We start from the raw sequence: 17,290 nt of genomic DNA on the forward strand, positions 1-17,290 counted from the left end.
CCGCATGGCTGTCATGACCCTGGCGTTGCTGGCCGGCCCGACGCTGGCCGAACTGAAAGCGCTGGACGATCAAGAGCTGTCCGGGGTGCAGGGTGCCGGTTTCGGTTTCGTGCTGGAAAACATCCTGCTGGATGCCAACCAGGCCACCATCACCGTCAACGACATCACCAATAGCAGCGGGCAGAACGTACCCATCGCGGTGAAGGAGTTCTATCTGGGCGCGGCGGGCAGCAATAAAGGCGCCAACCTCAACCCGGTGACCATCGGCCGGTTGAGTTCGCCGTTCACCCTGAACCTGGCCATGGGCGAGAGTTTGCGGACCCTGCGTGACGACGGCGTGTGGGTGCAGACCACGCCGAGCAACGTCAGCGTGCTGGAGTTCACCTTTCCCGAACGGTTGACCGGCACGGCTGGCCAACCGTGCATTGCCGGTTATGCGGCGGCGGGCAGCAACTGCTCCAGCCGCGCCAGCGAAAAGGTCGACCTCGGCATCCGCTTCGACTTCCAGGTGGCGGCGGGGCGCACCGACATTCTCAATATCGACATCGGCGAGTTGGCGATGGATGGCTCCTACTTGCGGCTGTGGGGCGACAGTGGCCGCAGCCAGTTGGTCGGCGAGATGCGCTTGAATCTCTACGCCAAGAGCCTGCAGATCATGTCCTGCGCGGCGGGTGCGAGCAATTGCGCGACTGCCGCCGAGCAGGAGGCGCGCACCGTCACCCTGAGCAACACCTTCGCCAATATTGCCCTGGGTTATGGCAAAACCCAGCCGCTGCTGTTCGATGTCAACAGCAACGGTCAGTTCGTGCTGGAGCTGCCCAACCCGGTATCGGGCGGCACCACGGCCAGCCAGCGCAATGCCTTGGCCAGCGACTTCTATGCCAACGCTCCGCGCACCACCATCGTGATCGACAACCTCAAGGTCGGTAACGGCAGTTACGCCTCGGGTGGCTACAACTTCGGTTACAACACCCTGCAGGGACTGAGCATCAACTACCTGAAGGTGACCAGCCATGACCTGTAAAGCCGGGCTTCTGAGCCTGCTGCTGATGCTCCCCGCCGTGGTGCAGGCCGAACTCCAGGCGCTGGAGGATGCCGCACTGAGCGAGTTGAGTGGCCAGGGTGGGGTGTACCTGTCCGGGGACTTCAGCATCAACAAGGAGGGCGGCGTGCTCTGGAGCAAGCCGGCGAGCAACACGCCGAGCACCTGGGCCGTCGGCGAGCGCAGTTGCGCCACCCAGGGCGCCAGCACGGCGGAAAACTGCGGCATGCGCCTGGCGATCCGCTCCGAGGCGGCGGGCGGCTGGTACGTGCTGGACAATATGAAAGGCCTGTTCAGCTTCGAAGGCCTGACCCTGCGCACGCGGGTGATCAACGGCGGCTTCGATGGCGACGGTGCGGCCTTCAATCAGGACGTGCTGGAGTTCGGCCTGCCCAACGAGGTCAAGTTCAAGGACACCCGTTTCACCTTCGCCGTGGCCAACCAGGGCGGCTGGCGCAACAAGGCCAGCAGCGAGGCCAATGGCGGCGATCCCAGCTATCAGCAGACCAATATCTTCTCGGCGAAGATTGAGGGCGGCATTCGGATGCAGGGCAACGTGCTGGTCTTTCCGAAGAATTGAGGAGTATGCCAATGCGCCGCTTTCTGCTCTTGCCCTTGCTCCTCAGCCCGTTCGCGCAAGCCATGCAGGCACTGGATGACGCCAGCTTGTCCAGTGTTGCCGGGCAGTCCGGCATCAGCCTGGAAGTAACCGGCAATGGCTGGTCGGCCGCCAACCTCAGCTACAGCGAAGACGGCCAGGCCCTCAACCTCAAGGACGTCGGCAACCAGCCGCAAAGCGGCACGGCCAGCTCGACCACCCGCCTCGATGTGGTCGGTAGCCAGCTGCAGGTCGAGCACCATGCCAGCCCGCAGGTGCTCAGCGTCGGCAATGTCGAAATGGCCGGCAGCAGTAAAAGCTTCGGCAGCTTTCGGGCTTTTTACACCCTTGGCGCCAGCCTCAAAATCAAGGGCGGCGGTGCCAGTGGCGTCAGTGGTATTGCGTTGGACGACAGCCGGCTGTCGCTCACCGATGTGACCTTCTATTACCGCGACAATGGTTTCGACCTGATCGTCAAAGGCATGTCCTTCGATACCTACCTGAACAATGCCTACCTGGACATCGTCAGTGGTGGCAGCGGCAAGGAGATCAAGTTGGATCTGGGCAGCTCGCGGTTCGTCGCGTCGATCGCCGGTTTTGGTCTGGATCTGGCCCATGGCGACCCGCTTGCCGGTGTGCCGGTGACGCCCGGCAATCCCGATACCCGCGACCCCGGCGCCAGCCGCAGCTTCGGCAAACTCGATATGGATCTGCACTTGGGCGGCAGCATCAGCATTGCCAGCGGCGGCGCCAGTGGCCAGGGCGTGCGCATCACGCCGAACGTGATCATCAACAGCAGCCTGTTCCAATATCAGGACGAAGGTGTGCTGCGGGCAGAAAACTTCGCCGGCATCCTCAGCAGCAACGCCGGCCTGACCCTCGATCTGCAGGCGGACGGTAGCGGCAGTTACGCCAAGGTCGCTTTTCAGGACCTGCGCCTGAATGCCACCCTCGGTGGCCTGATCATGGGCAACCCGAGCAATCAGAAGCTCGGCAGCCTGGGCATCGACCTCAACTTCCTCGATGAGGGCGCCAAGCAGAACTGGCTGAAGCTGCGTCCCGGTGGTGATTCCAACTCCGGGCTGAAGGGGCTGACGGCCGACCTCAGTTGGAACCTGCTCAACAGCTCGGTATCGCTCACCGATAACGGCAACAGCCTGTGGTTCAGCGGTCTGCGCACCAGCGGCACGGGACAGTTCACCCTCGACCTGACCAAGAGCTGCGCCGCCGGTGTCACCACCAGCTGCTATGCCGGCAGCCAGAGCGACATGGGCAAAGGCAACTACAACGGCCATTTCGACGGCCTGCGCCTGGGCTTGAACAACGTCAAAGGCAGCTACAGCTTCGATGGCTTGCGCGTCGGAACAGCCGACGCGCCGCTGCAAGGCGGCACCGAGCTGCTGGTGCTGATGGAGATATTCCCGGCCTACGATTTCACCTTGAGTGGCCAACTGACCATTCAGCCGGGTGGTTCGGTGGGCGATGGCCTGCGCTACAACGCCGACGTCTATGTGACCGAAGCGCGCGCCGCGATCACCGTGGACGAGGCCGGCAAAGGCCTGTGGCTGTCCGGCACGAGTTACGACATGCACTTTCGCGATGGCTCGCTGGATATCAGCAGCGGCACCGGCGTCAATGGCGACAACGGCGGCGTCGAACTGCGCAAAGGCACCTACTGGTCGAAGCTGGAAGTCAGCGATGTGCGCTGGGGTGACCGCGTGTTCGGCACCAGCCTGGGGCGGATCATGCTCAAGCGCTACGAGCAGGGTTCGACCCTGGCTCTCAGTTCCGGTGGCGCGGGGGCGCTCTGTGTCGGTGGCAGCGGCAGCAATGCCGGCGCCTGCTCCAGCAGCGGCGGGCGTTGGGAAGACCGCGGCAACGAGGGCGTTTCGGTCAAGCTGAAGAATGTCTTCGTCCGTGACGGCAGCGTTGAAAGCTCGGTCAATGGCGTGGCCACCGACGAGAAGCGCAACCAGATCCTCTGGGAAACCAACCGTACGGCCGGCAATGGCACGGGCAGCCAGTTGGTGGTCGACAATTTTTCCACCTCCGACGGCAACCCGAACAACCCCAACGCCAATACCTACGGCTTCAACGCCGACATCAACCTCGATGTGGCGCCGACCAAGGTCAAGATCAAAAGCGGCGCCAATGCCGGCAGCACCGTCAGGCCGGACCCGCTGGGCTTTGCCGTGAACGGCCGCATCCACTTCAAGGAAATCAACGTCGAGCGCCTGCAGAATGTCCATCCCACCGGCGGGGCGGTGACCGCGATGTACGGCATCAAGGCGCAGAACGCCGATATCCGCGCCAACCTCACCGCCACGCCAATCAACTGAAGCCAGACCGCTGCCGGAGGCACTGGTGCCGCTGGCAATACAAGGTTAAGCACCGTTCGGTGTCGCCGCGCTTCCCGCCCGCTGCGTTTCAAGCCACAATTCCGCTATTCGGCGCCGCCGTCACAAGCGTTACGACGCCATAGCCAGTGCCTCGGCCGCATCCACGGTGGGGCCCAGAGGAGTTCGACATGAGCAGCAACGACCGCGTCATCATTTTCGACACCACCCTGCGCGACGGCGAGCAGAGCCCAGGCGCTTCCATGACCAAGGAAGAAAAGCTGCGGATCGCCAAGGCGCTGGAGCGCATGCGTGTCGATGTGATCGAGGCGGGTTTTGCGATTGCCAGCCCCGGCGACTTCGAGGCGGTCAAGCTGATTGCCGACACGATCAAGGACAGCACCGTGTGCAGCCTGTCGCGCGCGGTGGACGGCGATATCGACCGCGCCGCCGAAGCGCTGGCCGGTGCCAACTCCGGGCGTATCCACACCTTCCTGGCCACCAGCCCGATCCATATGCAGTACAAGCTGCGCATGCAGCCGGAGCAGGTGCTCGAACAGGCGGTCAAGGCGGTCAAGCGGGCGCGCAACCTCTGTGCCGACGTGGAGTTCTCCTGCGAGGATGCCGGTCGTTCGGAGATCGACTTCCTCTGCCGTATCATCGAAGCCGCCATCGACGCCGGCGCGCGCACCATCAACATTCCCGACACCGTCGGCTACGCCATTCCGCATCAATACGCCGATATGATCCGGCAACTGCTGGAACGCGTACCCAACGCCGACAAGGCGGTGTTCTCGGTGCATTGCCATAACGACCTCGGCCTGGCCGTGGCCAACTCGCTGGCTGCCGTGGTCGCCGGTGCGCGCCAGGTGGAATGCACCATCAACGGCCTCGGCGAGCGCGCGGGCAACGCCGCGCTGGAAGAAATCGTCATGGCGATCAAGACCCGCGCCGACCTGCTGAACGTCTACACCAATATCGACACGCCGCACATTCTCAGCACCTCGCGGCTGGTGTCCGGGATCACCGGTTTTCCGGTGCAGCCGAACAAGGCCATCGTCGGCGCCAACGCCTTCGCCCACGAGTCCGGCATCCACCAGGACGGCGTGCTCAAGCACCGTGAAACCTACGAAATCATGTCCGCCCAGTCGGTTGGCTGGCACGCCAACAAGATGGTGCTGGGCAAGCTGTCCGGGCGCAACGCGTTCCGCACCCGTCTCGACGAACTGGGTATCCAGTTGGCCGGCGAGGCCGAGCTGAATGCCGCCTTCGCGCGTTTCAAGGCGCTGGCCGACAAGAAGCACGAGATCTTCGACGAAGACCTGCAGGCGCTGGTTTCCGACACGCTGGCCGCTGAGGCGCCGGAACACTTCAAGCTGGTCTACCTGGAGGTGGCGAGCAAAACCGGTGAAGTGCCGCACGCCACGCTGGTGATCAGCGTCGCCGGCGAGGAGCGGAGCGTTGGTGCCGAAGGCTCAGGGCCGGTCGATGCGACCTTCAAGGCCATCGAATCGATCGCCAATTCCGAGGCCAATTTGCAGCTGTATTCGGTCAATGCCATCACCCAGGGCACCGACTCCCAGGGCGAAGTCACCGTACGCCTGGAGAAGGGCGGACGGATCGTCAACGGCAACGGTGCCGACACCGACATCCTGGTGGCCTCGGCCAAGGCTTATATCAATGCCCTGAACCTGATGCAGGTCAGTGGTTCGAAGGCGCATCCACAGGTGGTCGGCGTTTGATTTCGGAACTGCGTCGTCGTGCCTACCTGAGTGCCATGCAGGTCGCCAACTGGCTACCGCGCACGGCCTTGCCCTTTGCTGCCGCGTCCCGCCCGCAACTGCTGGCGCCGCTTGAACCCGAGCCTGCGCCAACTGTGCCGCAGAGCGAGGCGCCCGTAGCGCTGGCTGCGCCAGATGCCACCGTAGCCAGCGCTGCGCCGGCGCACGAGCGCCCGGCCGAGCGCGCCCCGGAACGCCCGAAGATCGAAGTGCCGCGCCCCAGCGTGGTATCTCGGCTGACGGCCAAGCCGGAAATGCCGGCCGAGACTGAGGCTGAGCCAACGCCGAGCAAACCCGTGCCGCAGCCGCCCCCGCGCTTTGCCCTGCAGCTGTTGCGTGCCGGGCAGTGCGTGCTGCTGGTCGAATTGCCCACCGGCGAGCCGTTTACCGCCCGTGATCCGGCCTACCTGTTGCTCAAGGACCTGCTGCGCGCTGCGCAGTTGCCGGACAGCCCGCAGCTGATCGGCGAGCCGGTGCGCTGGCCACTGCTGGTGCGCGGCACCATGGACCAGGGCCCGCAAGCCGCCACGGAATATGTGCAGGGCTTTATCTCGGCGCGTCTGGAAGAGCAAAGCGCTTGCGCCTGCCTCTGGCTGATCGGCCTGCCGGCGGTGCGCTTTGCCGGCGAAGCGGGGGCCGAGGCCTATAACCGCGAACTGCAGATCGAAGGACTCGGCAGCGCCTGGGCCCTGCCTGGTCTTGAGCTGTTAATGGATGAGCCGGCCCGCAAGGCCGAGCTATGGCAGGCCATGCGCCGCGTGATGCGGCGTTGGCAACAGCTGGAAGTAGAGTCTACGCATGAGTGATGCCGTAACGTTCCGCCCGATGACCGAGGCGGATGTGGACGCTGTACTGAAGATCGAACACGCCGCCTTCAGCCACCCCTGGACTCGTGGCATCTTCCTCGATGGCCTGAAATCCTACGATTGCTGGCTGATGTTCGAAGGCGAGCGGCAGGTCGGCCATGGCGTGATCAATGTGATCATCGACGAGGCGCACCTGCTGAACATCACGGTCGCACCGCAAAATCAGGGGCATGGCCTCGGCCTGCTGCTGCTGGAGCACTTGATGCGGCGTGCCTGCGAGCTGAAAGCGGGGGAGTGCTTCCTCGAGGTGCGCGCCAGCAACCTGTCCGCCTATCGCCTGTATGAACGCTACGGCTTCAACGAAATCGGCCGGCGCCGCGACTACTACCCCGCGGTGGGTGGGCGCGAGGATGCGCTGGTGATGGCCTGCACCCTGTTCGATTGAAGGGCTCGGTCTCCGTAATGAGACCGTAAGTGGGCTTCGCACCGCGAAGCCCACTGCTCCGTCGGGCCCAACAACCTGTCGCGACCCGCTGTTGGGCTTCACCGGCTCAGTGCCAACCTGCGGCGGTGGGTGCGCGCGCTTTGGTATTGTCTTGGTACTGACGTACTCTATTGCCCCGTGAGGACCAGTTCGGTGGTGAGGGATGAGTCGTACCGATGTCATAGTCGTGGGTGCCGGGATTTCCGGGCTGACCGCTGCCTGGCGGCTGGCGCAGGCGGGTAAACGCGTGCGGGTGCTCGAGGCCAACGGCCGCGTTGGCGGACGCACCCTCAACCACAGCTTCAGCAGCGGCGAAGTGGTGGAGGTCGGTGGGCAGTGGGTCGGCCCGACCCAGGAGCGGATTCTCGATCTGCTCAAGGAACTGGACTTGTCGACCTTCCCGCTTTGGAATCAGGGCAACAACCTGACCCTGTTCGGCGGCAAGCTCAAACCCTATCGCGGCACCATTCCGCGCTTCGCCCCGCATGTGCTGCTCGATGTGCTACAGGCGCAAGTGCGGCTGGATCGGCTGGCCAGGCAGATTCCCCTCGACGACCCCGGCCTGCATCCCAAGGCCTCGGTCTGGGATCGCATGACCTTCGCCGAGTGGATCCGCCGCAGCCTGCAAACTGCCCACGGGCGCAAGGTGTTCGAGCTGCTCAGCGGCGCGGTATTCGCCGCCAGCGCCCATGACCTGTCGTTCCTGCATGTGCTGTTCTATATCAAGAGTGGCACCGACCTCGACACCCTGCTCGGCGTCGACCAGGGTGTCCAACAGGACCGCATCCTCGGTGGTTCGCAGCAGATCTGCAGCGTACTGGCGGAAAAGCTCGGTGACGCCGTGCACCTGCAGCAGCCGGTGCGGGCCGTGCGCCAGAACGATTCCGGCGTCGAGCTGATCACCGATGTCGGCAGTCACCGGGCCGGGCGGGTGATCTTCGCGCTGCCGCCCACCTTGCTGTTGCGCATCACTCAGCAGCCGCTGCTGCCGGGTTGGCGTGACCAGTTGCTGCAGCGTTTGCCGCAGGGCGCGGTGATCAAGTGCATGGCCCTGTATGACACGCCGTTCTGGCGCGCGCGCGGGTTGTCCGGTCAGGCTACCAGCGAGCTCGGCCCGCTGCGCTTGACCTTCGACAACAGCGTGCCGGGTTCGAACAAGGGTGTGCTGATGGGCTTTATCGAAGGCGATGAGGCCCGTCACTGGAGCGGCCGTGATGAGGCTGAGCGCCGGGCGGTGGTGCTGGAATGCTTCGCCCGCTACTTTGGCCCACAGGCGCGGCAGCCCCTCGAGTACGTCGATAAGTGTTGGGCCGACGAAGCTTTCGCTCGCGGTTGCTACGCTGCACTGTTCCCGCCAGGTGTGTGGAGCAATGGTGCGGCGCGCCTGCGTCAGCCGCTCGGGCGCTTGCACTTTGCCGGCACCGAGATGGCGACCCGCTGGATGGGCTATTTCGATGGCGCGGTACAGGCGGCCGAACGGGCGGTGACGGAGGTGCTGCACAGCTGACCCGATTGGCTACAGCGGGCGACGCCATCGGTCGCTGTTCGCTGCACGGGCCTCGCCCATACTGCGTCGGCTCGCCGCTCTAGAACCGGCAGCTCTCCACCTGATTGATCAAGGATGTTCTGATGCGACTGCTTCGCCCCTTGTTAGCGGCCACTTGCTTGCTGGCGGCAACCCAGGCCCCGGCGGCCGAACGCAGCTTCACCCTGCTGCACACCAACGACTGGCAATCGCGGCTGCTCGGGTTCGGCCCCAACAATGAATACACCCCGGCGACCGCCAATGACGACGGTACCGTGGGTGGCATCGCGCGCTTGTCGACCCTGGTCAAGGAGCGGCGTGCGGCGGCCGGCGAGCAACCGCTGCTGTTGCTCGATGCCGGCGACTTCAGCATGGGCACGCTGTTCCATACCGTGAGCCGCGAGGTTGGCGGTGAGTTGCGTCTGATGAGTGAGCTGGGCTACGACGCGGCCACCCTCGGCAACCACGAGTTCGACTTCCGCCCGGCCGGCCTCGCCGCCATGCTCAGCGCCGTGCAGCAGGTCGAGGGCCTGGTGCTGGTGCCGTTGCTCTCCAGCAACATCCGGTTCGACCCCGCGCGCCCGGAAGACGACGGCCTCAAGGCCCATTCCGACGCCGGACGTATCTTGCCGTACAAGGTGATAGAGAAGGGCGGAATTCGTTTCGGCTTGTTCGGTTTGCTCGGTTACAACGCCATCACCGTGGCACCGATGATGAAGCCGGTGAGCTTTGCCGACCCGATCGAAACGGCCAAGGCGATGGTGAAAATACTCCGCGAGGAGCAGTCGGTCGATGTGGTGATCCTCCTCTCGCACATGGGTGTCAGCCAGCAGGCCGACGGCAGCTGGCGCGGCGAAGAAGTCGAATTGGTCGAACAGGTACCGGGCATCGATATCGTCGTCGGCGGCCATTCGCATACTGCGTTGGCGCAGCCGGTCCTGGTCAACGGGCGTACGCCGGTGCTACAGGCCGGCTCGGAGATCCAGTACCTCGGCGAGCTGCATATGCGCCTGGATGACAGCGGCAAGACCCAGGTGCTCGACTACAGCCTGCACCCGGTCAACGACAGCACCCTCGGCGATGCTCGGGTCACCACCCAGGTCGAGAGCTTCAAGCGCTTAGTCGACGAACAGGTGCTGGGGCCCAAGGGCTATCGTTTCGACCAGCCGTTGGCCAAGGTCGATAAAACCCTGAGTCGTGAGCACGACGACCCGATTCTCGCCAATCTGGTTACCGATTCGCTGCGCCACGCCACCGGTAGCGATGTGGCGTTCACCGGTAATGGCACCCTCCGCGATGACATGATCAAAGGCCGTAGCGGCGTGCAGGCGGTGTCCGACCTGTTCCGCATCGCCCCGCTGGGCATCGGCCAGTACGATGACGCCCCGGGTTATCCGTTGATCAAGGTCTATGTCAGCGCCAAAGAGCTGAAAAGCATCCTTGAAGTGTTGCTGCTGGCCTATCAGTTGCGCGACAGCGACAGCTATTTCCCACGGGTTGCCGGCTTGAAGTTCAGCTACAACCCCTACCGCGTGCCGTTCGATCGGGTCAGCCGGATCGAACTGGGCGATGCCGTGCAGGGCTACCGCGAGCTGGATATGAACGACCCGCGCCTCTACAGCATTGGCGCCAGCAGCTATGTCGGCAGCTTCACCTGGCTGATCGCCGACATCACCAAGGGCCTGCTAAACGTCGTGCCCAAGGACGCCCAAGGCCAGCCCTTGGCGGAGATCAAGGCCGCGGTCATCGATGCCGACCCGCAAGCGCCGGGCATGCAGGAGTACAAGGAGTGGCAGGGCCTGCTCGACCACATCCGCAGCCTGCCAGACCTGGACGGCGACGGTCTGGCCGATGTCCCGACCAACGGCGCCGCCGCCGAACAGCGCATGCTGCGCGAGCCCAGCCTGCTGCCGAGCAATTTGTATCGCAACGCCGGTATCCTGCAATGGGGCGTCAGCGTCGTGTTGTTGCTGGGCCTGCTGCTGATCCTGTGGCTACTGAGCCGAGCACTGCGGCGGCGTTGAGTGTCACGTGTGGGAAGGGGGAGTGTGGCGCATAATCTACTTTCCAGGCTGGCCGGGCCGACGCGCCTGCACCTGTTGCCGGGGCTCGCTCATTACAGGTGCCTGCTCGCGGCGGCGACCCCGCTCTGTGCTGCGTTGGCCGCCAGTCAGCCACACATTGTTGCAAAGACAGAGCCCATCAGGCTGTGACCCAGGGCATACGCGGCTTGTCAAAACCCACACGCGCTCCGTATGGTGCGCATCCGGCTTTTTGGGAGCATCTGGCATGAGTGATCTACAGCACCTCTTCGACAACAATGAGCGCTGGGCTGAGGCGATCAAGCAGGAAGACCCGGAGTTCTTCGAAAAACTGGCACGCCAGCAGACCCCGGAATACCTGTGGATTGGCTGCTCGGATGCCCGCGTACCGGCTAACGAGATCGTCGGTATGTTGCCGGGCGATCTGTTCGTGCACCGTAATGTCGCCAACGTGGTGCTGCACACCGACCTCAACTGCATGTCGGTGATCCAGTACGCGGTCGATGTGCTCAAGGTCAAACACATCCTGGTCACCGGCCACTACGGCTGCGGTGGCGTACGGGCTTCGATGCGCGACGCACAGCTGGGTTTGATCGATGGCTGGATCCGCACCATTCGCGACCTCTACTACGAGCACCGCGAGCACCTGGCGCAATTCCCCACGGAAGAGGAACAGGTCGATCGCCTGTGCGAGCTGAACGTGATCCAGCAGGTCGCCAACGTCAGCCATACCACCATCGTGCAGAACGCCTGGCACCGTGGCCAGCCGCTCTCGGTGCATGGCTGCATCTACGGCATCAAGGATGGCCGCTGGAAGAACCTCAACGTCACCGTCAGCGGTATGGAACAACTGCCGCCGCAGTATCGCCTGCGCCCGCTGGGGCAGAGTTAACGCGTGCTGTTGCCGTAGTGGCTCTTACCGGCGAGGCGGGGAAGGGCGCGTCGGCTTTGTTGCAGTCGGCCGGTAATAGCGCTTCGGCACAGAACGGTTGGGCAGAGAAAAAGGGGGGTGGCCTGCGCCAACCCCCCTTTTCAGCTTTCGCCAGCTGTTTCAGTGCCGTCAGGCGTTTATATGCGGCGCATGGGTGGGGCTCGCTTCGATCAACAGCGCCAACTGCGGGCGCTCAACCTGCTCCTGCTGGGCGCCTGCCGGGCTTGCGCTGCCGAGCTTCGGGTGCAGGCTGCCGTTCAGTACATTGCCCGCCAGGTTGGCAAACAGCAGGCTGAGGAGGAACCAAGTGAGCATCAAGGCCATGCCGCCAAGCCATATGCCCAGCGCGATCTGCAGCGTGAGGTTGCGTTGGCGGGGTTGCTGCCGGTTGTTCCGGGTGATGCCATACAGCTCATCCGACTCCCGCAGGTCATCTTCCCGTGCACTAAAGCTTTCAAGCCGCGTTCGTTTATCCATCTTCATCACCTTTGTATCGCCACGCTCAGTCACTTGTTGGTGATCATGATGCCAGTTTTTGACTGCTCAACTTGGGCTTTGGTTCGTTGTAGGCAATAGGCGGCTGCGCGTTCGAGGTTCGTTGAGGGGCGTTGCCCATAGCCGCAGAGGCTCGAACTGCTCCTCGCCGCGAGGCTCAGGTGGTGGCCCGGCACGGGAAGTTTTTTCAGGCCCATCACGAAATTTTCACAAACGTCGCGCAATACTCCAAACAGCTGAAGGATCAGCCCTATCAACAGAAAGCCCGCCATGTGCGGGCTTTCTGCTATCTGTTGCCGGCACACGCCGGCTACGCCATATCGCCAGTGAACAGCCCGAGCCAGCAACGCCTGCTGCGCCCGCCACAATTCCGATGAGCAGGCGCCAGGCGCTTGCCACAGCCCGCCTCTCGAACCCTCCGCCTTGCTCGATAACGGTTTTCAGTGGTGAGCGCATACGGCCTGGAGCGGTAATTCCCTTTAGCGCCTTGAGCTGATAGATACTGCCAAGAGCAGGGCTTCGTATACAGTGGGGCATCTCACCTCTGAGAAGCCGGTTACGCAACACCATCCAGGCGCAAGCGACAGGTCGTGCATCCGTCTCCAGATGGCGATCATTGAGCCCTCAGACAGGAGAAGCGACATGAGCAAAACAGCACAGGAATACGCGGATCAATTGATGCCGTTGGACAACCTCCCAGATCCTGAACCAACCCTAAGCACACATATCCGGCTTCTTAATGTCGACGTGGCGGTAGAAGACCGCACTCAGGAAATAAAGCACTCAGTTGCGAAGCAGCTGTGTGAGCGGTTGCAGCTGGTATATCCCAACAGAACGGTTTCTATCGGGCGCTTCGGGATCAATAACGAAGGATGGCGAATGAGTTTCGAGGTCGCGCCGGCGCCGGCGCCGGCTGAGGGCTAACCCCTTGGTTATGGGGTGTCTAGTCTGGATTTAACGCGTAACGCTTAACGTTAAGGGTTAAAGCGTGATGCTGAGTTTCCGATGTGCCGAAACCCAGTCCCTGTTCGAGTCTGGATACTCCCGGCGCGGGAAGAGCATCCCGAATGTCGCCACCCGAAAGCTGCTCATGCTCCATGTTGCTGCTGAGCTACGAGACCTACGGTCTCCACCCGGCAACCGACTGGAGCTATTGCAGGGCAACAGGGCCAGGCAATACAACATCAGCAACGATCAATGGCGTATCTGCCGTTGAAATCGTCGATTACCGCTGAGGAGGTCGCGCCATGGCAATTAACGGAATGCGCCCCATTCATCCGGGCGAAATACAGCGGGAAGAATTTCTGGAACCGTTGGACATTTCACCGGCAGCGCTTGCGCGTGCACTGCATGTATCTGCTCCAACGGTCAATGAAATCGTTCGTGAGCGTCGGGGTGTTACTGCAGATATGGCTATTCGCCTGGGGCGTTACTTCGATACGTCTGCACAGTTCTGGATGAACCTGCAGACCGACTACTCGCTAGCAACAACCTTTGCTGCAAATGGCGAAGAGATCGAGCATGAGATTGAGCCGCTACGTGCTCACGGATGATGAGGCGGGTAGTTTGGATGTAGTCTGCCCGGAAAACAAAAAAGGGCTTAGCTTTTGCTAAACCCTTGTTTTGTTTGGTGGCTACACAGGGACTTGAACCCCGGACCCCAGCATTATGAATGCTATGCTCTAACCAACTGAGCTATGTAGCCAAGTGGCGCGCATTATTCTTGTCTGGAGCTTGGCTGTCAAGCTTAACCTCAGAAAATTTATGCGCGCGATCAAGCGCTTAGACGTTAAAGCGGAAGTGCATGACGTCGCCGTCCTTGACGATGTATTCCTTGCCTTCCAAACGCCACTTGCCAGCTTCCTTCGCCCCGGCTTCGCCCTTGAACTGGATGAAGTCGTCGTAGGTGATCACTTCGGCGCGGATAAAACCTTTCTCGAAGTCGGTGTGGATGACGGCGGCGGCCTGCGGTGCGGTGGCGCCGACGCGGACGGTCCAGGCGCGTACTTCCTTCACGCCTGCGGTGAAATAGGTCTGCAGGTTGAGCAGTTCGTAACCGGCGCGGATGACGCGGTTCAGGCCTGGTTCTTCCATACCTAGATCAGCGAGGAATTCGGCTTTCTCTTCCTCTTCCAGTTCGCCGATTTCGGCTTCCAGCTTGTTGCAGATCGGCACCACGATGGCGCCTTCGGCGGCGGCGATTTCACGCACGATGTCGAGCAGCGGGTTGTTCTCGAAGCCGTCCTCGGCGACGTTGGCGATGTACATCACTGGTTTGACGGTCAGCAGGTGCAGCGACTTGATGCGCAGCTTCTCGTCGTCGCTGAGGTCTTTCAGCAGGGTGCGGGCCGGCTTGCCGTCGGTGAAGTGGTTCTGCAGCTTTTCCAGCAGGTCTTTCAGGGCCACGGCTTCTTTGTCGCCGCTTTTGGCATTGCGCTGGGCCTTCTGGATCTGCTTTTCGACGCTGTCGAGGTCGGCGAAGATCAGCTCGAGGTCGATGATTTCGATATCGCGCTTGGGGTCGACACTGTTCGACACATGGATCACGTTGTCGTCTTCGAAGCAACGCACCACATGGGCGATGGCGTCGGTCTCGCGGATGTTGGCCAGGAACTTGTTGCCCAGGCCCTCGCCCTTGGAGGCGCCTTCCACCAGGCCTGCGATGTCGACGAACTCCATGGTCGTCGGTAGCACGCGCTCGGGCTTGACGATGGCTGCCAGGGCGTCGAGACGCAGGTCAGGCATCGGCACGATGCCGCTGTTCGGCTCGATGGTGCAGAAGGGGAAGTTCTCCGCGCTGATGCCGGCCTTGGTCAGGGCATTGAACAGGGTGGACTTGCCGACGTTGGGCAGGCCGACGATGCCGCAGTTGAATCCCATGGTGTATCCCTCGCGGAGATGAATCGCTGAAAAGAGTATTCAGGCCTTTTGGCTGTGCAGGAGTTTCATCGCGCGGTTCCATTCCCCGGCGTAAACCTCTGGCATCACGCCGAGGGCGAAGTCGATGCTGGCATCCAGCTTTTCCTGTTCGGCGCGTGGTGCGCGGCCGAGGACAAAGCCAGTTACCTTGTTGCTGTCGCCCGGGTGGCCGATGCCAAGCCGCAGGCGGTGAAAGGTATTCTGATTGCCGAGCTGGGCGATGATGTCGCGCAACCCGTTGTGCCCACCGTGGCCACCACCTTGTTTGAACTTGGCGATGCCGGGGGGGAGGTCCAGCTCGTCGTGCGCGACCAGAATGGCGTCTACCGGTATCCGGTAAAAGCTCGCCAGCGCCGCTACGGCTTGGCCGCTGCGATTCATGAAGGTAGTCGGTATCAGCAGACGAATGTCGTGGCCTTGATGGCTGAAGCGCGCCGTCAGGCCGAAAAACTTGCGCTCTGCAACGAGATTGACCCGTTGCGCCGCTGCCAGGCGCTCAACAAAAAAGGCCCCTGCGTTATGCCGGGTCTGTTCGTATTCAGCGCCTGGATTACCCAGGCCGACGATCAGTTGCACGGCAGTCACGACAGGAGCCCTTCCTCAGACTAAGCGAGTATTACTCGGCTGCGCCTTCTTCTTTAACTACGCGCGAAGCGTGGACGTTGGCAACAGCCAGGTCGTTACCGTGCGCCAGTGCAACGAACTCAACGCCTTTAGGAGCGGTGAGGTCGGACAGGTGGACGATTTGACCGATTTCGACTTTAGCCATGTCGACTTCGATAAATTCCGGCAGGTCTTTCGGCAGGCAGGAAACTTCAACTTCGATCATGGTGTGGGAAACTTCAGCGCCTTGTTGCTTAACGGCAGTGCTGGTTTCCTGGTTGATGAAGTGCAGCGGTACGTGAGCGACCAGTTTCTGGCCGGCGATTACGCGCATGAAGTCAGCGTGCAGCACGTGGCCTTTGGCCGGGTGACGTTGCAGGGCTTTGATCAGAACGTTTTCGGCTTTGCCGTCAACGGTCAGGCTGATCACGTGGCTGAAGGCCGCTTCGTTTTCCAGCAGCTTGGCAACTTCTTTGGCCAGCAGGCTGATGGATTGCGGAGCTGTTTCGCCACCGTAAATTACGGCAGGAACTTGGCTGGCGAGACGACGCAGGCGGCGGCTCGCACCTTTCCCCAGGTCGGAACGCGCTTCAGCATTCAGAGTAAATTCGTTCATGGTGTATCTCCAATATAAACAACAACGCCCGTAGCGCTTGCGACCGGCGCTCGGGCGATTCGGCAAAAAGCCCCGCACGAGGCGGGGCGCTTTTCGTTCTACGCAATCCTGGCCAGGGGCTTAGCCCTTAGCGGAACATCGCGCTGATCGATTCTTCATTGCTGATGCGGCGAACCGCTTCGGCGACTACCGGTGCGATATCCAGTTGACGGATACGCTTACAGGCTTGTGCAGCTGCAGACAGCGGGATGGTGTTGGTCACCACCAGCTCGTCGAGCATGGAGCTTTCAATGTTTTCGATGGCGCGACCCGAGAGAACAGGGTGGGTGCAGTAGGCAAAGACCTTGGCTGCGCCGCGTTCTTTCAAGGCTTTGGCCGCGTGGCAGAGTGTGCCGGCGGTGTCGACCATGTCATCGACCAGGATGCAGGTACGGCCTTCGACATCGCCGATGATGTGCATCACTTCCGATTGGTTGGCTTTCTCACGACGCTTGTCGATGATCGCCAGATCGACACCCAGGGATTTTGCCACGGCACGCGCACGCACCACGCCGCCAATATCCGGGGAGACGATCATGAGGTTTTCAAAGCGCTGATCTTCGATGTCATCCACCAAAACGGGGGAGCCGTAGATGTTATCCACGGGAATATCGAAGAAGCCCTGAATCTGATCGGCGTGCAAATCGACAGTCAGAACCCGGTCAATGCCAACTACGGTCAGCATATCAGCCACCACTTTGGCGCTGATGGCTACACGGGCGGAGCGCGGACGGCGATCCTGGCGTGCATAACCGAAGTAGGGGATTACCGCTGTGATTCGAGAAGCTGAAGAGCGGCGGAAGGCATCAGCCATTACCACCAGTTCCATCAGGTTATCGTTGGTTGGCGCGCATGTCGGCTGGATCAGGAAGACGTCTTTACCGCGGACGTTTTCGTTGATCTCGGTGCTGATTTCGCCGTCGGAAAACTTTCCAACAGAGGCATCGCCGAGGGGGATATGCAGCTGACGTACGATACGTCGCGCCAGATCGGGGTTAGCATTCCCCGTAAAGACCATCATCTTGGACACGCGCAGTACCTGCCGGCTGAGGGTATACCTGGATGAGTATAGA

18 protein-coding genes and 1 tRNA gene are annotated in these 17,290 nt (G+C 61.9%); 12 read left to right on the forward strand and 7 right to left on the reverse strand.

Annotated elements, in window-relative coordinates; all coding sequences use genetic code 11:
- The first annotated feature begins 4 nt into the window (after positions 1 to 4).
- The 9 genes from AC3IYG_RS04795 to can all read left to right on the forward strand — a co-directional run bounded on the left by AC3IYG_RS04795 (position 5) and on the right by can (position 11,506).
- Positions 5 to 1,024, forward strand: coding sequence for a hypothetical protein (locus tag AC3IYG_RS04795; protein ID WP_489312604.1), 1,020 nt, complete (start codon positions 5 to 7; stop codon positions 1,022 to 1,024).
- A complete protein-coding gene (locus AC3IYG_RS04800) occupies positions 1,014 to 1,622 on the forward strand; it encodes a DUF6160 family protein (protein WP_489312605.1) in 609 nt (202 codons plus the stop codon). Before AC3IYG_RS04795 ends, AC3IYG_RS04800 begins: the two co-directional genes overlap by 11 nt.
- A gap of 11 nt (positions 1,623 to 1,633) precedes the next feature.
- A complete protein-coding gene (locus AC3IYG_RS04805; protein WP_489312606.1) occupies positions 1,634 to 3,979 on the forward strand; it encodes a DUF6160 family protein in 2,346 nt (781 codons plus the stop codon).
- A 188-nt stretch (positions 3,980 to 4,167) separates the two neighbouring features.
- Entirely contained in the window at positions 4,168 to 5,718 is a 1,551-nt protein-coding gene (locus AC3IYG_RS04810) for a 2-isopropylmalate synthase (RefSeq protein WP_489312607.1), read from the forward strand.
- On the forward strand, positions 5,715 to 6,563 hold the full coding sequence (locus tag AC3IYG_RS04815) for an energy transducer TonB (RefSeq protein ID WP_489312608.1): 849 nt from the start codon (positions 5,715 to 5,717) through the stop codon (positions 6,561 to 6,563). The genes AC3IYG_RS04810 and AC3IYG_RS04815 overlap by 4 nt, the downstream gene beginning before the upstream one ends.
- The gene (gene rimI, locus AC3IYG_RS04820) at positions 6,556 to 7,008 is read left to right on the forward strand and encodes a ribosomal protein S18-alanine N-acetyltransferase (protein WP_489312609.1); all 453 of its coding nucleotides are present in this window, start codon (positions 6,556 to 6,558) and stop codon (positions 7,006 to 7,008) included. The genes AC3IYG_RS04815 and rimI overlap by 8 nt, the downstream gene beginning before the upstream one ends.
- Positions 7,009 to 7,210: 202 nt before the next feature.
- Complete coding sequence (locus tag AC3IYG_RS04825) at positions 7,211 to 8,554, forward strand: flavin monoamine oxidase family protein (protein ID WP_489312610.1); 1,344 nt, start codon at positions 7,211 to 7,213, stop codon at positions 8,552 to 8,554.
- A 122-nt stretch (positions 8,555 to 8,676) separates the two neighbouring features.
- Positions 8,677 to 10,596 (forward strand): bifunctional metallophosphatase/5'-nucleotidase, encoded by a 1,920-nt coding sequence (locus tag AC3IYG_RS04830; RefSeq protein ID WP_489312611.1) that lies wholly within the window; start codon positions 8,677 to 8,679, stop codon positions 10,594 to 10,596.
- A 265-nt stretch (positions 10,597 to 10,861) separates the two neighbouring features.
- The gene (can, locus tag AC3IYG_RS04835; RefSeq protein WP_489312612.1) at positions 10,862 to 11,506 is read left to right on the forward strand and encodes a carbonate dehydratase; all 645 of its coding nucleotides are present in this window, start codon (positions 10,862 to 10,864) and stop codon (positions 11,504 to 11,506) included.
- A 168-nt stretch (positions 11,507 to 11,674) separates the two neighbouring features.
- Here can and AC3IYG_RS04840 read toward each other — a convergent pair whose 3' ends face one another.
- Together AC3IYG_RS04840 and AC3IYG_RS04845 are read right to left on the reverse strand one after the other, a co-directional pair.
- Positions 11,675 to 12,022 carry a hypothetical protein gene (locus tag AC3IYG_RS04840; protein ID WP_489312613.1) on the reverse strand — a complete coding sequence of 116 codons (348 nt, stop codon included), beginning with the start codon at positions 12,020 to 12,022 and terminating at the stop codon, positions 11,675 to 11,677.
- 29 nt (positions 12,023 to 12,051) lie between these two features.
- Complete coding sequence (locus AC3IYG_RS04845) at positions 12,052 to 12,312, reverse strand: hypothetical protein (protein ID WP_489312614.1); 261 nt, start codon at positions 12,310 to 12,312, stop codon at positions 12,052 to 12,054.
- Between the two features lie 370 nt (positions 12,313 to 12,682).
- On the opposite strand from AC3IYG_RS04845, the gene AC3IYG_RS04850 reads away from it, so the two are divergent.
- The 3 genes from AC3IYG_RS04850 (at position 12,683) to AC3IYG_RS04860 (ending at position 13,593) form a co-directional block, all read left to right on the forward strand.
- Positions 12,683 to 12,964, forward strand: coding sequence for a hypothetical protein (locus AC3IYG_RS04850; RefSeq protein WP_489312615.1), 282 nt, complete (start codon positions 12,683 to 12,685; stop codon positions 12,962 to 12,964).
- Positions 12,965 to 13,028: 64 nt separating this feature from the next.
- Positions 13,029 to 13,256 carry a type II toxin-antitoxin system RelE/ParE family toxin gene (locus AC3IYG_RS04855; protein ID WP_489312616.1) on the forward strand — a complete coding sequence of 76 codons (228 nt, stop codon included), beginning with the start codon at positions 13,029 to 13,031 and terminating at the stop codon, positions 13,254 to 13,256.
- A 31-nt stretch (positions 13,257 to 13,287) separates the two neighbouring features.
- Positions 13,288 to 13,593, forward strand: a complete 306-nt coding sequence (locus AC3IYG_RS04860) for a HigA family addiction module antitoxin (protein ID WP_489312617.1) — start codon at positions 13,288 to 13,290, stop codon at positions 13,591 to 13,593.
- A gap of 75 nt (positions 13,594 to 13,668) precedes the next feature.
- Here AC3IYG_RS04860 and AC3IYG_RS04865 read toward each other — a convergent pair.
- From AC3IYG_RS04865 to AC3IYG_RS04885, 5 genes are all read right to left on the reverse strand, one after another.
- Positions 13,669 to 13,745: transfer RNA gene (locus tag AC3IYG_RS04865), tRNA-Met, on the reverse strand.
- Between the two features lie 77 nt (positions 13,746 to 13,822).
- Positions 13,823 to 14,920, reverse strand: a complete 1,098-nt coding sequence (ychF, locus tag AC3IYG_RS04870) for a redox-regulated ATPase YchF (RefSeq protein ID WP_489312619.1) — start codon at positions 14,918 to 14,920, stop codon at positions 13,823 to 13,825.
- Positions 14,921 to 14,959: 39 nt separating this feature from the next.
- Positions 14,960 to 15,544 carry an aminoacyl-tRNA hydrolase gene (gene pth, locus AC3IYG_RS04875; protein ID WP_489312620.1) on the reverse strand — a complete coding sequence of 195 codons (585 nt, stop codon included), beginning with the start codon at positions 15,542 to 15,544 and terminating at the stop codon, positions 14,960 to 14,962.
- A gap of 31 nt (positions 15,545 to 15,575) precedes the next feature.
- Positions 15,576 to 16,178, reverse strand: coding sequence for a 50S ribosomal protein L25/general stress protein Ctc (locus AC3IYG_RS04880; RefSeq protein WP_489312621.1), 603 nt, complete (start codon positions 16,176 to 16,178; stop codon positions 15,576 to 15,578).
- A 127-nt stretch (positions 16,179 to 16,305) separates the two neighbouring features.
- On the reverse strand, positions 16,306 to 17,247 hold the full coding sequence (locus tag AC3IYG_RS04885; RefSeq protein WP_489312623.1) for a ribose-phosphate pyrophosphokinase: 942 nt from the start codon (positions 17,245 to 17,247) through the stop codon (positions 16,306 to 16,308).
- Positions 17,248 to 17,290 lie beyond the last annotated feature (43 nt).

The sequence above is a fragment of the Pseudomonas sp. KH_027 genome (assembly GCF_057838565.1).

What these genes read in the sequence shown, in the direction of transcription:
- AC3IYG_RS04805 (WP_489312606.1), top strand. Translation starts at nt 1,634, where the DNA reads ATGCGCCGCTTTCTGCTCTTGCCCTTGCTCCTCAGCCCGTTCGCGCAA.
- can (WP_489312612.1), top strand. Translation starts at nt 10,862, where the DNA reads ATGAGTGATCTACAGCACCTCTTCGACAACAATGAGCGCTGGGCTGAG.
- AC3IYG_RS04850 (WP_489312615.1), top strand. Translation starts at nt 12,683, where the DNA reads ATGAGCAAAACAGCACAGGAATACGCGGATCAATTGATGCCGTTGGAC.
- AC3IYG_RS04795 (WP_489312604.1), top strand. Translation starts at nt 5, where the DNA reads ATGGCTGTCATGACCCTGGCGTTGCTGGCCGGCCCGACGCTGGCCGAA.
- AC3IYG_RS04810 (WP_489312607.1), top strand. Translation starts at nt 4,168, where the DNA reads ATGAGCAGCAACGACCGCGTCATCATTTTCGACACCACCCTGCGCGAC.
- AC3IYG_RS04830 (WP_489312611.1), top strand. Translation starts at nt 8,677, where the DNA reads ATGCGACTGCTTCGCCCCTTGTTAGCGGCCACTTGCTTGCTGGCGGCA.
- AC3IYG_RS04880 (WP_489312621.1), bottom strand. Translation starts at nt 16,178, where the DNA reads ATGAACGAATTTACTCTGAATGCTGAAGCGCGTTCCGACCTGGGGAAA.
- AC3IYG_RS04825 (WP_489312610.1), top strand. Translation starts at nt 7,211, where the DNA reads ATGAGTCGTACCGATGTCATAGTCGTGGGTGCCGGGATTTCCGGGCTG.
- ychF (WP_489312619.1), bottom strand. Translation starts at nt 14,920, where the DNA reads ATGGGATTCAACTGCGGCATCGTCGGCCTGCCCAACGTCGGCAAGTCC.
- AC3IYG_RS04860 (WP_489312617.1), top strand. Translation starts at nt 13,288, where the DNA reads ATGGCAATTAACGGAATGCGCCCCATTCATCCGGGCGAAATACAGCGG.
- AC3IYG_RS04845 (WP_489312614.1), bottom strand. Translation starts at nt 12,312, where the DNA reads ATGGCGGGCTTTCTGTTGATAGGGCTGATCCTTCAGCTGTTTGGAGTA.
- AC3IYG_RS04840 (WP_489312613.1), bottom strand. Translation starts at nt 12,022, where the DNA reads ATGGATAAACGAACGCGGCTTGAAAGCTTTAGTGCACGGGAAGATGAC.
- rimI (WP_489312609.1), top strand. Translation starts at nt 6,556, where the DNA reads ATGAGTGATGCCGTAACGTTCCGCCCGATGACCGAGGCGGATGTGGAC.
- AC3IYG_RS04800 (WP_489312605.1), top strand. Translation starts at nt 1,014, where the DNA reads ATGACCTGTAAAGCCGGGCTTCTGAGCCTGCTGCTGATGCTCCCCGCC.